Source organism: Hydrogenophaga aquatica (assembly GCF_054780915.1).
Genome location: NZ_BAAGVK010000025.1, coordinates 1 through 15,028 on the forward strand (window position 1 = coordinate 1; position 15,028 = coordinate 15,028).

The window sequence follows — 15,028 nt, forward strand, 5'->3', positions numbered from 1 at the left end:
CATCTGTTTCATGCCGATACTGTCTCACATCCTCTGGTCACCGGCGGGGGTTATGCAGACCTTCCTTAGTTACTTGCCACGCAAGCAGCGCCAGTCCCAAGGTTACAAGCGTATGCTTGAGTACCGGGCTGACGAGCAGTTGCCGTAACAGTATCGCTGACAGTAGCAGGGGTTGAAGTGTTCTGACACGAACTATTCCGAGGAGCATCGACAGTCATGGATGCGTGAATTGCCGCGAGTGAGGCTTTAGCATAAGAGCTAACTTCAGCTTGACAGGCGTTGTTTGCCGAGCGAATGGTGTAGTTCTGGTACGCAGGCAGCGCAACGGCCGCCAGAATGCCGATGATCGCCACGACGATCATCAGTTCGATCAGGGTGAAACCCTGCTGGACTTTCTTAGACATGCTCATGGAGCCTCCTGAGGTTTGACGAACGCTGAAGCAGCGCGTCCAAGCCCCTGCACTTTCCGTGCCAACCGTTCTGGGCGCTGCCTGCCCGGGGGCACACGAAATCAAACGGGTTGCAACGGCCAAAACCATGTCAAAATCTGACATTCAATTGTCAACTCTTGACAAAACATCGCCACTTTCCGCATTCATCTTGGCCAGCCGGTAACGCAACTGCCGCAGGGTCATGCCCAGCGCCTCGGCAGCCCTTGTACGGTTCCAGCGATGGGCCTCCAGTACCTTCAAAATGTTGGCGGGTGACGGCTCACCGGCAGGCAGGTCTGGGGCCTCGGGCAGCACGCCGCCAGCCTGCTGCGGCCTGCCCGCCTGCTGCGCCAGAAACAGGTCTTCCACACCCAGCTCGGTACCGTCACTCAGGGCCACGGAGCGCTCCAGCAGGTTCTCCAGCTCACGCACGTTGCCCCGGAAGGCGTGGGTTTGCAAGGCGGCCACGGCGTCCTGGGTCAAGGTCGGCGGGAGCCGGCCATCGCGTTGAGCCAAGCGCTGCAGTATGCAGTCGGCCAAGGCGGGTATGTCTTCCACCCGGTCACGCAGGGGGGGGCACGTCTATCTGGATGACGTTGAGCCGGTAATACAGGTCGTGCCGGAACTGGCCCGCCTGCACCAGCGTCGACAGGTCCTTGTGCGAGGCGGACAGCACACGCACGTCCACATGCTCTTCCTCTACCGCACCCACGGGGCGAACGGCACGCTCCTGCAAAACACGCAACAACTTCACCTGAACAGCCAGCGGCAACTCGGCCACCTCGTCCAGGAAAAGGGTGCCTCCGTGCGCGGCGCGGAACAAGCCAGGCTTGTCAGCCATGGCGCCGGTGAAGCTGCCTTTGCGGTGGCCAAAAAGCTCACTTTCAATCAGCTCGGACGGAATGGCACCGCAGTTCACCGGCACGAAAGGCGCACACGCCCTGGGGCCCTGCTGGTGCACCAGTCGGGCAATCAGTTCCTTGCCCGTGCCGGACTCCCCATGTATGAACACGGGGGCTTGCGTGCGCGCCACCTTGCCCACCAGCTTGCGCAAGGCCTGCATGGGTGGGCTCTCTCCTACCAGGGGAGCACTGCCAGGCTTTTCCCCATTTGGCTTGCTGGCTACAGCACCTGGCGAAAGCCTCAGGGCATGGTCAACGATTTCTCGCAGGCGCGCAGGCGACAACGGCTTGGTGACAAAGTCGAACGCGCCGGCCTTCAGCGCTTCCACGGCGGCCTGTACATCGCCATAAGCCGTGACGACGGCCACTGGCAGGTCCAGGGCGCGCTGCTGGATATGGCGAACCAAGTCCAGGCCGTTGCCGTCGGGCAGGCGCAGGTCGGTGATGCAGAAGTCAAAGCGCCCGGCGTCTTTCAAGGTGCGAACGGCTTCCTGCACAGATGCAGCCGCCGCCACGCCCACACCTATGCGCGCCAGGCTCAGCTCGTACAACGAGAGAATGTCGGGCTCATCGTCAACGACGAGGGCGCGAGGAGATTCATTTCGAGTGGCCATGAGGAGATTATCCGGCGCGACCACCCAACTACCGCTGGGAACGCGATACGTTACGTCTGTCGGCTGGATGATTGACCATGATATATGCTGCCAATGACAATGCAGACGTGAGGAGTCACCATGAAAAGCAAGCCATCCAGCGGATTTACCTTGATCGAATTGATGATCGCCGTGGCGATCATCGGCATTTTGGCCGCCATTGCCCTGCCCGCGTACCAGAACTACGTCAGAGAGGCCAGGCGTGCAGATGCCATCGCCGGGTTGCTGGACCTGCAGCGGCAGCAGGAACGCTGGCGGGTAAACAACCCGGCGTACACCAGCGGTACCGGCCTGACCTTCCCCACCTCGGATTTTTACGACTTCGCTGTATCGGGCACGGGTACAACCACCTACACGCTGACCGCGAGTGCCAAGTCTACGCAGACCGCGGACACAGGCTGCACCACCCTGTCCATCAACCAGGCGAACACCAAGGCGCCGACATCCTGCTGGAAGAGATAAAGCCGCACAGGGGAATGCACATGAAGAAACGAACCCGGGGTGTTACGCTGATTGAATTGATGGTCACCATTGCCGTGGTGGCCATCATCGCGGCGATTGCCGCCCCTCCGTTGATGGCCATGAGGGACCAGCACCGCATACGCTCAGCCGCAGAGGCTGTGTATGCCCATCTTCAGTTCGCCAGGACCGAAAGCGTCAAGCAAGACCGTAACCTGTGGGTGCACGCCAACACGGGTACCTCATGGTGCATAGGCATCTCCAACGCCACTGGATGCGACTGCAACACGGCGGGCTCCTGCCGGTTCGGGCCTGCGGCCGCACTCGTGGAACACAACGTGGCCTCGGGTGACTTCGTAGGCATCTCGCTCGCGGCGACCCAAACAGATTTCGAGTTCAACAGCAGGCGTGGAACGGTGGTTACAGGTGGAGGCACCACCATTACGCTGACAGGTGCGAACAGCTATCAGGCACAAATATCCACCGATCTCACGGGAAGAATCCGCCTGTGCGGGAACATGGGGAGGTACCCGGCATGCTGATGAACCACGCTACCCTCAGCCGCACAAGACAGCGCGGCGTGTCTCTGGTCGAACTCATGGTCGGGATGGCTGTGGGCTTGGTCATCGTCGCCGCTGCGGGCACCATGCACGTGGTAACCACCCGCAGCGGAGGAGAAACACTGGCCTCTGCGCAACTGAACACCGCGTTGCGCAACGTGATGGGCGTGATGGTGGACGAAGTTCGCCGAGCCGGCTACAGCCGCGACGGCGGAAGAAACAGCCCGTTCATGAACCGAACCGCAGGAGCTGTGAGTGACTTGGCCGTGAATGCCACCGGCACTTGCATCGAGTTTTCCTACGACACCGACGGCAACGGGACACTGGCCGACACGGAGTACGTTGGCTTCCGCGTGGTGAACGGCGTCGTCCAGACACGCAATGGTGGCGCTGGCGCAATTGCAGACTGCGCCAACGGCACCTGGGAGAGCCTGACGGACTCCGGCAGCGTGCTTGTATCCCCTCATTCCAACGGCCAAAACTATTTTGTCCTGAGCTACCAGTGCATGAACGCCAGCACTGGCGCGTCTGACAACAATGCATGCGTAGCAGGCGGAACAGTCTTCGACGCTGCCGCCGCTGGCGGTACAACCGTAGACCTGATAGAAACCCGAACCGTCCGGATCAGCTTGCGCGGGACCCTGACCAACGACAACGCCATGCGCATGGAACTGGAACAACGGGTCCAGGTGCGCAACCACCGTGTTGTTACGGTAGGCTGAACGAGGTGTACTGAAATGTCTGCCAAGCCCACTCAATCCCAAACACACCGCCAGCGCGGCATGACGACACTTCTGGTGTCGGTTGTCATCCTAGTGCTGACCACCATTCTGGTGATCTTCGTGTCCCGCGCTGCGCTGATGGAACAGCGGATGTCCGCCAACGAAATCCGGCACAAACAAGCCTTTGAAGCCGCTCAGGCCGGGCTGGATCAGGCGATGGTCTTCATGCGCACGGCACCTCAGGGCATAGACAAGAACAACGACAACGTCGCCGACGCTGGCCCCACAGCCACGCTGAGCAATGGCAGCACATACTTTGTCGCCTTCTGTCAGCCTGGAACGGCCATTCCCGCCTGTCCGGATGCGCCGGGTTATGTGGCCTGTACAGCACCCGCGCTGTCCAACTTCAATACCCCTGTGGTTGCATCTTGCGGATGGAGCGACGACAACATTGCCCGCCAGATGGTTCGCCAAGGGATGGGGTCTGTGTCGGCCATGTCGCGTGCACCGACCAACCCGCTGACCTCTGGTGCCGGGGTCAACGTCAGCGGCAGCGCGAACGTCGTCAATTATTTCAACAACCTCACGGTATGGTCTGGCGGCACGTTGAGCAGCATAGGCAACGCAGGCAAGACCTTCATACGCAACCCGACGGTTTCGCCGCCTGCGGCAGGAACGGTGCCCCCCGGTGAGCCGAACTCGTGCTCCACCTCCACAGATTACGTCTGCGTGACTGACAAGAACACCACGGGGCCCGATGTCATTGACAACGACCCTACGCTGGCCAGCTTGTCTGGTGATCAGATGTTCCTGAACTACTTTGGCCGCACACTGAACGAGTACAAGACACAGGTTGCATCCCAGGTCATCAATGCAGCCAACGTTGACAGCATTGCCGGCACGCTCGGGCAATCCATCGTCATCAATGGCAACACGACCTTCCCAAATGCCACCATCGGCAGCCGCGAGCGCCCCGTCGTACTGATCGTTGATGGCAATGTGAGTTTCCAGGGAACACCCACCATTTATGGCACGCTCTACGTTACCGGAGACGTGACTGGTGGCGGCAACCCGAGAGTTCAAGGTTCCATGGTTGTGAAGGGAAGCGTCGCCCCAACGGGTAGCGTGGACATCATCTATGACCCCTTCGTCACTTCAACCGCCGCCACCACCACCGGCATAGTCGGCTGGATTCCTGGCACGTGGCGCGACTGGCGCTGATTCTCATATCTCCGTATGGCCCATCACCCGCGAGGTTCGGCAATGAACACCCAAAAATCAGCCACACAAAGTGGATTCATTCTTGTAGAAGCGTTGGTGGCGCTGATCGTAGTTGCGGTCGGCGTGCTGGGCATTGGCAAGATGAACGCGCTACTGCTCCAGGGCACAGGTGTTTCCAAGACCCGTGCAGAGGCCATACAGATCGCACAGGACAGAGTGGAATCCGCCCGGAACTTCAACCTTCAGGCCGGATGCACTGACGGTAACCTGGCAAACAGCGCTACGTCGGTCAACGGCGTGAACGCGGCTTTCACTGTCACCACGTCATACCCCGCATCTGACACAAGCTGGAAGGCCATCGAAGTCTGCGTCACCTGGGATGGCGGCGCTTGCAACACGGTTGGGAATCGGGTGGTTCTGCGCAGCGTCATTTCTTGCGCCGGAACAGGAACATCTGCGCAGGTGGGCACGGGTGCAGCTAGCGGCAGCCGAGGGGGATTCATCAAAACCCCCACTGGCCGAGGACAAGTCGGGGGGGCAGCTACACGCCAGGCAGCGTACCAGGCACAACCAACAATATCGATGGCATCGACAGGTCAGACGGTACCAAGACCTACGTTCGAGACGATGGCGTTCGCGAGCTGATAGACAACGCCACAGGGAAGGTTCTGCTGACGATTGGCAAGCTGGGATGCGAAACCTCAGCCCCGGAATTCAGCACCATCTCGGGCAAGGTTTTTGTCGAAGCCAAGAACGGCACAGCCATTGCATCGGCCGAGAACCTGTACGTGTTGTCCTCTGACGCCTCTTACTGCGCCAAACTGCCTTACCAGAACGACTGGGTGCTTCCCTCAGGAGCCACAGGCAACAACATCAAGTATTTCTACACCTACTACCAGTGCTACATAGGTGCCGAATGGTGGGGCAACATTGGTTTGGTGCGCATTGACAACGCCAATGCCAACAATCGGGTGTGCGTTGGCAGCCCCGTGAACAGCAGCACTGGGACTTTGTTCAGCAAACACTCCCAGCTCAGCACCAACAGGGCATACAGGGGCTACCGGGAAGTGGGAACAAACACCGGCGTCTACGAAACGAAAGGCATTGGCGAAAGTGACAACCTGAACAATGCCTGCACGGCATCTCAAGGCAAAAAGGTGTACACCTACAAACCGCATTACCTGAAGAACCATCACTTCGTGCACACCGTTATCACCGGTCAGGCATCGGATGCCTCGTGCAACACCGAACAGACAACATTGAACGGGTACACACCCACCGGCTCTCTGGGATCGACCAGTGGTATTCCGACAGTCACTGAACCGCTTAACGGAAGTTCAAAAACCATCACGGCCAACAACAACCCAGGCAAGTTCTACTGCATGTCCAATGACGATGGCGTGAGTTGCCCGAACGTAACTACGAACCCGACCATACCGTCAACCCTGGTGCACGGAACGATCACCAACTTCACAGGATCTGCCGCTGCGTTGACAGCCATCGATCTGAACGGCAGCTCCTGCAACACCGAAACACTGACCGCTAACGGAACCGCGTCTTACTCATACAGCTGCTCAATCAATTGGGCGGGTTTCATCGGTTCCAGCTGGAATGGTGCGGTCCGTTTTACGGCCGGCACCGGAGTTACCCTGTGCCCAGGCAATACTGCACCTACGGTGGTTCCGGCGGGCAATAACGTGGCATATGCCATCAACGCATCCAACGCCCAAAACCCGGATATCCCTAACTCCATCAATTTCACCGACATTCCAAACGCGGTCACAGACATCACACTGAACTTTGACGTGAAGTCGGGCACCTGCGGTACCCTTGGGCAACCCAACCTGAGTGCGTGGACATTCAGCAACAACGGAACAAACTCCGCGTCAGCCACCATGACCTGGGCGCCCATCACTGGTGCAACGGGCGGCTACAGAATCAGAACCTGCGACATCACTGGCCAGAACACCAGCTGCAGCCCTACAGGCAGCACCCCCACAACGCAGAGCGGCACTAGCTACACAACCAACAGCGACAAGTCCATGTGCGTGATGGTCACAGCATTTGACGGTGTCACTGAAGGCCCATCGTCCACGAAATGTGTGAAGTACACAAACAGCTCAAAAACTTATTCAAACTTCTGAGTGATCTTCGACCCACCACTCTTGTGAGACTCACAAAGTGGTGGGCTTCTGCCCTCCCCTGAAGACCCACCACCACTTTTCACGATGACCCTGGGCAAAAGGTGGTGTGAACCTACCCGCCGCATCCCCTCCCCCAACTTCGGCCCCCGCCCCCCCAACACCACGATCGACCTGATCGTGGTGCATTCCATCAGCCTGCCGCCAGGCCAGTACGGCGGGCCGGAGGTGGAGCAGCTGTTCACCAACACGCTGAATTGGGACGCGCACCCCTACTTCCAGACCATTCGCGGACTGGAGGTGTCGGCACACTTCTTCATACGCCGCACTGGCGAGGTGGTGCAGTTCGTGTCTTGCGACGACCGCGCCTGGCATGCGGGCCAGTCCAGCTGGTGCGGGCGCGACAACTGCAACGACTATTCCATCGGCATTGAACTGGAGGGGCTAGAGGGCGACACCTTCGAGCCCGCCCAGTACCAAGCCCTGGCCAGCCTGTGCCAGACGCTGGCGCAGCAGTACCCCATACAACATGTGGTGGGGCATGAGCATGTGGCCCCCGGCCGCAAGCAAGACCCCGGCCCGGGGTTCGACTGGGCACGTTTACAGCAGCACCTGGGCTGGCCGGATCGGTGTTTTCCCCCACCCGCCGCACGCTGAAAAGAAAATTTTTTTTCGGGCTCTCCCTTGCGCAGGGGCTTGGCGTCGCTACACTACCGGTAGTGTTTCAAACCGCATCAGAACACTATAGGTAGTGTCTGACACCACCACCCGGGTCACCACGTGGCCTGGCTTGACGCCACCAGCGGGCCGCTCTTACGCGCCTGCGACGTCTGCCCCCAACAAGACAACTAGCGAGGACCCATGCAATCCACAACCACTGCCCCCCAGTCTGCCGCCCCCGTGTTTGGCGGTACCGCTGAAGCTCCCCGCGCCGCACACGGCGCCACGCTGCAGAACTACCAGATCATCCGCCGCAATGGTGCGGTGGTGCCCTTCGAGCCGAACAAGATTGCCGTGGCCCTGATGAAGGCCTTCCTGGCCGTGCATGGCACGCACGGTGCCGCATCGGCCAGCGTGCGCGAAGACGTGGAGTTGCTGACCCAGAACGTGGTGCGCGCCCTGATGCGTTCGCGCCCGGGTGGCGGCACCTTCCACATTGAAGACGTACAAGACCAGGTGGAACTGGGCCTGATGCGCGGCGGCCACCATGAAGTGGCACGCGCCTACGTGCTGTACCGCGAGCGCCGCGCCCAGGAGCGCGCCGCCAAGCAGACGGAACAGGCCGCCCCGGCCACGCCCGCCTTCCATGTGCTGGACAACGGCCAGCGCGTGGAACTGGACGTGCCGCGCCTGCATGCGCTCATCGCATCGGCCTGTGCCAACCTGGGCGCCGACGTGAAGCCCGAGCCCATCGTGGCCGAGACCATGCGCAACCTGTACGACGGCGTGCCCATGACCGAGGTGTACAAGGCCGCCATTCTGGCCGCGCGCACCAAGATCGAAACCGACCCCGACTACACCTACGCTACCGCCCGCCTGCTTCTGCACACCATCCTGAAGGAAGTGCTGGGCGAGGAAGTGACCCAGGCCGACATGGCCACCCGCTATGCCGACTACTTCCCCACCTTCATCAAGAAGGGCGTGGAAAACGAACTGCTCAACCCCGAGCTGCTGAACTTCGACCTTAAGAAGCTGGGCGCCGCCCTGAAGGCCGAGCGCGACCTGCAGTTCGACTACCTGGGCCTGCAGACCCTGTACGACCGTTACTTCCTGCACGTGCGCAAGGCGCGCATCGAACTGCCGCAGGCGTTCTTCATGCGTGTGGCCATGGGCCTGGCGCTGAACGAGATTGACCGCGAGGCACGCGCCATCGAGTTCTACGAGGTGCTGTCGAAGTTCGACTTCATGTCGTCCACCCCCACGCTGTTCAACAGCGGCACGCTGCGTTCGCAGCTGTCCAGCTGCTACCTGACCACCGTGCCCGACGACCTGGACGGCATCTACGAATCCATCAAGGAAAACGCGCTGCTGAGCAAGTTTGCCGGCGGCCTGGGCAACGACTGGACGCGCGTTCGCGCACTGGGCTCGCACATCAAGGGCACCAACGGCGAAAGCCAGGGCGTGGTGCCTTTCCTGAAGGTGGTGAACGACACCGCCGTGGCCGTGAACCAGGGTGGCAAGCGCAAGGGGGCCGTGTGCACCTACCTGGAAAGCTGGCACCTGGACATTGAAGAATTCCTGGAGCTGCGCAAGAACACGGGCGACGACCGCCGCCGCACGCACGACATGAACACGGCCAACTGGATCCCCGACCTGTTCATGAAGCGCGTGATGGAAAAAGGCGACTGGAGCCTGTTCAGCCCCAACAACGTGCCGGACCTGCACGACAAGTTTGGCGAGGACTTTGAGCGGGCCTACGTGGCCTACGAAGAAAAGGCCGCGCGCGGCGAGATCAAGCCTTACAAGAAGGTGCCCGCCATCGACCTGTGGCGCAAGATGCTCTCGATGCTGTTCGAGACCGGCCACCCCTGGATCACCTTCAAGGACCCCTGCAACATCCGCAGCCCGCAGCAGCACGTGGGCGTGGTGCACTCGTCCAACCTGTGCACCGAGATCACGCTCAACACCAGCGACACCGAAACCGCCGTGTGCAACCTGGGCTCGGTCAACCTGGCACAGCACCTGAAGGACGGCCCCAACGGCAAGGAACTGGACCACGAGAAGCTGAAGGCCACCATCGCCGTGGCGATGCGCATGCTCGACAACGTGATCGACATCAACTACTACGCGGTGAAGAAGGCACGCGACTCCAACCTGCGCCACCGCCCGGTGGGCATGGGCATCATGGGTTTTCAGGATGCGCTGTACCTGATGCGCACGCCCTACGCTTCTGAAGCCGCTGTGGACTTTGCCGACCGCTCCATGGAAGCGGTGTGCTACTACGCTTACTGGGCGTCCACCGAACTGGCCGCCGAGCGTGGCCGGTACTCTACCTACAAGGGTTCTCTGTGGGACCGCGGCATTCTGCCCATCGACTCGCTGGACCTGCTGCAACAGCAGCGTGGCGGCTACGTGGAAGTGGACCGTTCCCGCTCGCTGGACTGGGACGCACTGCGCTCCAAGATTGCCCGCGACGGCATGCGCAACTCCAACTGCATTGCCATTGCGCCCACGGCCACCATCTCCAACATCATTGGTGTGGATGCGTCCATCGAGCCTTGCTTCGGCAACCTGTCGGTCAAGTCCAACCTGTCGGGCGAGTTCACGGTCATCAACAGCTACCTGGTCAAAGACCTGAAGCGCCTGGGCCTGTGGGACGAAGTCATGATCATGGACCTCAAGCACTTCGACGGCTCGCTGTGGCCCATCGACCGCGTGCCGCAAGACATTAAGGAGCTGTACCGCACCGCGTTTGAAGTGGAGCCGGTGTGGCTGGTGGAAGCCGCCGCGCGCCGCCAGAAGTGGATCGACCAGGCACAGAGCCTGAACATCTACATGGCTGGTGCATCGGGCAAGAAGCTGGACGAGACCTACAAGCTCGCATGGGTGCGTGGCCTCAAGACCACCTACTACCTGCGCACCACCAGTGCCACGCATGCCGAGAAATCCACGGGCCGCGTTGGACAGTTGAACGCAGTGCCCACCGCAAGCACAGCACCTGCCGCAACAGCAGCTGCAACGGGCGCTGCAGCCGCAGCAGTGCCTGCCACTGATGTGAAGTTCACCGCGATTGACGACCAGGTTTGCGAAGCCTGTCAGTGATCAACACACACGCTTGAAGCACTTGAACTTCAACGAAGCATGAAGTTTCGATGCAGGCACGCAACAAACATGCGTGTCATGCATCGACAACGCTTGCTTTTCGTCTGAGCGCTTTCATAATTCAAAAGATTGGAAAACCATATGTTGACCTGGGACGATCAAAGCACTCCAGCATTGCAACCCGTGACGCCTACGCGCACGGCCCCTCAGACTCCCGCTTTCGATGCGGGCGTCGCTGGTGGAGCCTCCCCTGTCGCTGCAGCACGCAACAGTGCACAAGCCGCCACGGCACAGCGCATCAACGCAGCAGACAAACGCATCATCAACGGCCAGACCGACGTCAACCAGCTGGTGCCTTTCAAGTACAAGTGGGCCTGGGAAAAATACCTGGCCACATGCGCCAACCACTGGATGCCGCAAGAGGTCAACATGTCGCGCGACATCGCCACATGGAAAGACCCGAACGGCTTGACCGAAGACGAGCGCCGCATCGTCAAGCGCAACCTGGGCTTCTTCGTCACGGCTGACTCTCTGGCTGCCAACAACATCGTGCTGGGCACCTACCGCCACATCACCGCGCCGGAATGCCGCCAGTTCCTGCTGCGTCAGGCGTTTGAAGAAGCCATCCACACTCACGCCTACCAGTACATCGTGGAGTCGCTGGGCCTGGACGAGTCCGAGATCTTCAACGCCTACCACGAGGTGCAGTCCATCCGTGACAAGGACGAGTTCCTGATCCCGTTCATCGACGCGATCATGGACCCGAACTTCAAGACTGGCACCCCCGAAACCGACCAGACCCTGCTCAAGAGCCTGATCGTGTTTGCGTGCCTGATGGAAGGTCTGTTCTTCTACGTGGGCTTTACCCAGATCCTGGCGTTGGGCCGCCAGAACAAGATGACGGGCGCTGCCGAACAGTACCAGTACATCCTGCGTGACGAGTCGATGCACTGCAACTTCGGCATCGACCTGATCAACCAGCTCAAGCTCGAAAACCCACACCTGTGGACTGCCGAGTTCAAGGCCGAGATCAAGGCGCTGTTCCTGAAGGCTGTGGACCTGGAATACGCCTACGCCGAGGACACCATGCCGCGCGGTGTGCTGGGCCTCAACGCTTCAATGTTCAAAGGCTACCTGCGCTACATCGCCAACCGGCGTGCCACGCAGATTGGCCTGGAGCCTCTGTTCCCGAACGAAGAAAACCCGTTCCCCTGGATGAGCGAGATGATCGACCTCAAGAAGGAACGCAATTTCTTCGAGACCCGCGTGATCGAGTACCAATCGGGAGGCGCGCTGTCCTGGGACTGATGTCCTGACCCTCGCCCTTCAGCTTTCACCACATGCGGCCTATTCGTTCAACCCCCTCAACACCGGTTCACCAGAACCGTGGCGGGGTTGATTCCCCCATTCAACGCATGGGGCTCCATGGCGCGATGCATCCGCCCGAGTCCCATGCGCTGAATCGCTTGCCCGGAATTGTCCGAGGTCAAGCGCTCTTTGCAACTTGATCAAGGAGAACAATATGGCAACTGCGAAGAAGGCCGCTCCGGCCAAGAAAGCTGCGGCACCCGCCAAGAAGGCAGCCGCTCCCGCGAAGAAAGCCGCTCCGGCCAAGAAGGCCGCTGCTCCGGCGAAGAAGGCTGCACCGGCCAAGAAGGCTGCTGCTCCCGCGAAGAAGGCCGCTCCGGCCAAGAAGGCTGCTGCTCCCGCGAAGAAGGCTGCTCCGGCCAAGAAGGCTGCTGCGCCCGCGAAGAAGGCCGCTCCGGCCAAGAAGGCTGCCGCTCCTGCGAAGAAGGCCGCTCCGGCCAAGAAGGCTGCTGCTCCTGCCAAGAAAGCTGCACCGGCCAAGAAGGCTGCTGCTCCTGCGAAGAAGGCAGCTCCGGCCAAGAAGGCTGCTGCTCCTGCGAAGAAAGCCGCTCCGGCCAAGAAGGCTGCACCAGCCAAGAAGGCTGCGGCTCCTGCGAAGAAGGCTGCTGCAGCTCCTGCCAAGAAAGCTGCACCGGCCAAGAAGGCTGCGAAAGCGCCTGCCCCTGCGCCTGCCCCTGCAGCAGCGGCTCCTGCACCTGCGGCACAGACGAAGCTCAACCCGCAGGCCGCCTGGCCTTTCCCCACGGCCAAGAAGCCCTGATGACCCCAAGCGCAAGCTTGGTCTGAAAGCCCGACGTGCGCCCTGCCACGCCGGGCTTTTTCTTTGGAGAGCACCCACTATGGAAACGCCACTGCTCTTTTCCCCCGAAGTCCGCCGTGCACGGACCGAAGGACGCGCCATCGTGGCCCTGGAATCCACCATCATTGCCCACGGCATGCCCTGGCCCGACAATCAGGAGACCGCCATCGCCGTGGAAACAACCGTGCGCGCACATGGCGCCACGCCAGCCACCATTGCGGTGCTTGACGGGCACATCTGCATCGGCTTGGACGAGCAGCAGCTGGAACGAGTGGCCCGCGACCGCAGCATGATCAAGGCCAGCCGCCGAGACATGGGCTATGTGGTTGCCCAGAAGCGCAACGCTGCCACCACAGTGTCGGCCACCATGATCTGCGCCCATCTGGCTGGCATCAACGTTTTCGTCACCGGCGGGATTGGCGGCGTGCACCGTGAAGCCAGCAAGACCTTCGACATTTCGGCCGACCTGCAGGAATTGGCACGCACGCCCGTGGCCGTGGTGTGCGCAGGCGCGAAGTCGATCCTGGACATTCCTTTGACGCTGGAGTACCTGGAAACCCACGGCGTTCCCGTGTTGAGCTGCGGCCAGGACAACTTTGCCGCGTTTTACTGCCAGGACAGCGGCTACCGCGCCGACTACCGCCTGGACACACCGCAGGAACAGGCAGACCTGCTTCGGGCTCACTGGGGGCTGGGCCTGAAAAGCGGCGCGGTGATCAGTACCCCCGTGCCTGCTGCCCATGGCCTGCCCCAGCATGAAGTGCAAACGTGGATAGACAGCGCACTGGCCGACGCACATAACCACGGCATCACCGGCAAAGCCATCACGCCATTCCTGCTCGACAGGCTGCAGAGCCTGAGCGCGGGACGCAGCCTGGCGGCAAACAAGGCTCTGGTTCTGAACAACGCTCGCGTAGGTGCGCAGCTTGCCTGCGCCCTGGGCCCGCATCCGGGGCCGAAACACACCGGTTGGGATCAGGGGTAGAAAAGAAGCGCGCGGTAGCCTGTCATGACGGCTGCCTCCGGCCCGTCCAGGGCCAGTTCCAGCCGCACGGCCCGGTCGCTGGCCGGTGGCAATGTGTGCAGCGCCTGCGGCCAGTCACTGGCCATCAGCACCCGGCGAACCAGCACACGGCCATCCACGTCCGTCAGCGTCAGTTCCAGCGACGGCGCAGCGACGGCAGCGTTGCCAGCATTCTTGACAACCATATCGAACGCATAGCGGCCCGTGGCCAACCGCAGCAGGGCCGAACTGTCGATGCTGACCTGATCGATCGCCCGCAGGGGGCTGATGTGGCAACCGGCCTGCGCACAGAACCGCTCCATCCAGGCGGCGGCCTTGGGCGACTGAGCGGCCAGCTGGTCACGCCACAAATAGGCCGCCTGCCCCGCCAGCACCAGGGTCAACAACAAGGCCCCCAGCCAACCGGCTGCCCGCACGGCGGGACGCCGCCAGAACGCACGGCGCTCGGCTTGCCTGACGAACGATGGCTTGGGCTGATCCTCGTCGGCAAGAATCGCCGCCTCGTTTTCTTCCTGAACCTCGGGAGCAATCTCCACCACAGGCGCGGGAGACGCCATGAACGCGTTCAGATCAGCGTCACCGGGGTCGGGAGCGGGCTCGAACGGTATCTCGACGGGCGGTTCTTCCGCCGCCTCAACGGGCACCTCGGCGAACTCCTCTGGCTGGTCAAGCTCGCGCGGCTCGGCAACACCCCCGGCCGCCTGAACTCCTTCGTCATCGGTGGTTTCCTCTGGCGGAAGATCTTGCGGCAGCGGCTCTTCCTGCGTAGCCGGTTCACCGGCGTCTGGGGAAGACGGTGCCTCCTCAGCCGGGACCGTTGCTCCCCCTGGTTCTGCCCCTGGCCACCAGGGCTGCAAATCCAGCGTCGCGTCGAAGACCTGGGCGCAATGGCCACAACGCACCCAGCCTTCAGAAATCTTGAGCTGGTCAGACACCACCTTGAAGGCGGTGCCACAAGCCGGGCAACGCGTGATGAAGCTCATGCA

14 protein-coding genes and 1 pseudogene are annotated in these 15,028 nt (G+C 61.2%); 11 read left to right on the forward strand and 4 right to left on the reverse strand.

Annotated features, from left to right (window positions below):
• Positions 1-287: 287 nt before the first annotated feature.
• The 3 genes and pseudogenes from ACYVHH_RS16750 to ACYVHH_RS16760 all read right to left on the reverse strand — a co-directional run.
• Positions 288-404, reverse strand: a pseudogene (locus ACYVHH_RS16750) (pilin); the annotation flags it as partial.
• 150 nt (positions 405-554) lie between these two features.
• Entirely contained in the window at positions 555-989 is a 435-nt protein-coding gene (locus ACYVHH_RS16755; RefSeq protein ID WP_460566317.1) for an AAA-type ATPase lid domain-containing protein, read from the reverse strand.
• A 4-nt stretch (positions 990-993) separates the two neighbouring features.
• On the reverse strand, positions 994-1,947 hold the full coding sequence (locus ACYVHH_RS16760; RefSeq protein ID WP_460566318.1) for a sigma-54-dependent transcriptional regulator: 954 nt from the start codon (positions 1,945-1,947) through the stop codon (positions 994-996).
• A gap of 120 nt (positions 1,948-2,067) precedes the next feature.
• Here ACYVHH_RS16760 and ACYVHH_RS16765 point away from each other — a divergent pair, with 120 nt between their 5' ends.
• The 11 genes from ACYVHH_RS16765 (at position 2,068) to ACYVHH_RS16815 (ending at position 14,003) form a co-directional block, all read left to right on the forward strand.
• A complete protein-coding gene (locus ACYVHH_RS16765; RefSeq protein WP_460566319.1) occupies positions 2,068-2,448 on the forward strand; it encodes a type IV pilin protein in 381 nt (126 codons plus the stop codon).
• Positions 2,449-2,468: 20 nt separating this feature from the next.
• Complete coding sequence (locus ACYVHH_RS16770; RefSeq protein ID WP_460566320.1) at positions 2,469-2,987, forward strand: pilus assembly FimT family protein; 519 nt, start codon at positions 2,469-2,471, stop codon at positions 2,985-2,987.
• Positions 2,981-3,727, forward strand: coding sequence for a prepilin-type N-terminal cleavage/methylation domain-containing protein (locus tag ACYVHH_RS16775; RefSeq protein ID WP_460566321.1), 747 nt, complete (start codon positions 2,981-2,983; stop codon positions 3,725-3,727). The genes ACYVHH_RS16770 and ACYVHH_RS16775 overlap by 7 nt, the downstream gene beginning before the upstream one ends.
• A gap of 60 nt (positions 3,728-3,787) precedes the next feature.
• Positions 3,788-4,948, forward strand: a complete 1,161-nt coding sequence (locus tag ACYVHH_RS16780) for a pilus assembly PilX family protein (protein WP_460566322.1) — start codon at positions 3,788-3,790, stop codon at positions 4,946-4,948.
• 42 nt (positions 4,949-4,990) lie between these two features.
• Positions 4,991-5,593 (forward strand): type IV pilus modification PilV family protein, encoded by a 603-nt coding sequence (locus ACYVHH_RS16785; RefSeq protein ID WP_460566323.1) that lies wholly within the window; start codon positions 4,991-4,993, stop codon positions 5,591-5,593.
• 143 nt (positions 5,594-5,736) lie between these two features.
• On the forward strand, positions 5,737-7,092 hold the full coding sequence (locus tag ACYVHH_RS16790; protein ID WP_460566324.1) for a hypothetical protein: 1,356 nt from the start codon (positions 5,737-5,739) through the stop codon (positions 7,090-7,092).
• Positions 7,093-7,176: 84 nt separating this feature from the next.
• Complete coding sequence (ampD, locus tag ACYVHH_RS16795) at positions 7,177-7,746, forward strand: 1,6-anhydro-N-acetylmuramyl-L-alanine amidase AmpD (protein ID WP_460566325.1); 570 nt, start codon at positions 7,177-7,179, stop codon at positions 7,744-7,746.
• A 204-nt stretch (positions 7,747-7,950) separates the two neighbouring features.
• On the forward strand, positions 7,951-10,851 hold the full coding sequence (locus tag ACYVHH_RS16800) for a ribonucleoside-diphosphate reductase subunit alpha (protein ID WP_460566326.1): 2,901 nt from the start codon (positions 7,951-7,953) through the stop codon (positions 10,849-10,851).
• Positions 10,852-10,992: 141 nt separating this feature from the next.
• Entirely contained in the window at positions 10,993-12,159 is a 1,167-nt protein-coding gene (locus ACYVHH_RS16805) for a ribonucleotide-diphosphate reductase subunit beta (RefSeq protein ID WP_460566327.1), read from the forward strand.
• A gap of 214 nt (positions 12,160-12,373) precedes the next feature.
• Positions 12,374-12,979: a histone gene (locus tag ACYVHH_RS16810; protein ID WP_460566328.1), complete on the forward strand. Its 606-nt coding sequence runs from the start codon at positions 12,374-12,376 to the stop codon at positions 12,977-12,979.
• 79 nt (positions 12,980-13,058) lie between these two features.
• Positions 13,059-14,003, forward strand: a complete 945-nt coding sequence (locus ACYVHH_RS16815) for a pseudouridine-5'-phosphate glycosidase (RefSeq protein WP_460566329.1) — start codon at positions 13,059-13,061, stop codon at positions 14,001-14,003.
• Here ACYVHH_RS16815 and ACYVHH_RS16820 read toward each other — a convergent pair.
• Positions 13,994-15,025 carry a DUF3426 domain-containing protein gene (locus ACYVHH_RS16820; protein ID WP_460566331.1) on the reverse strand — a complete coding sequence of 344 codons (1,032 nt, stop codon included), beginning with the start codon at positions 15,023-15,025 and terminating at the stop codon, positions 13,994-13,996. The two genes, ACYVHH_RS16815 and ACYVHH_RS16820, sit on opposite strands and share 10 nt — an antisense overlap.
• Positions 15,026-15,028 lie beyond the last annotated feature (3 nt).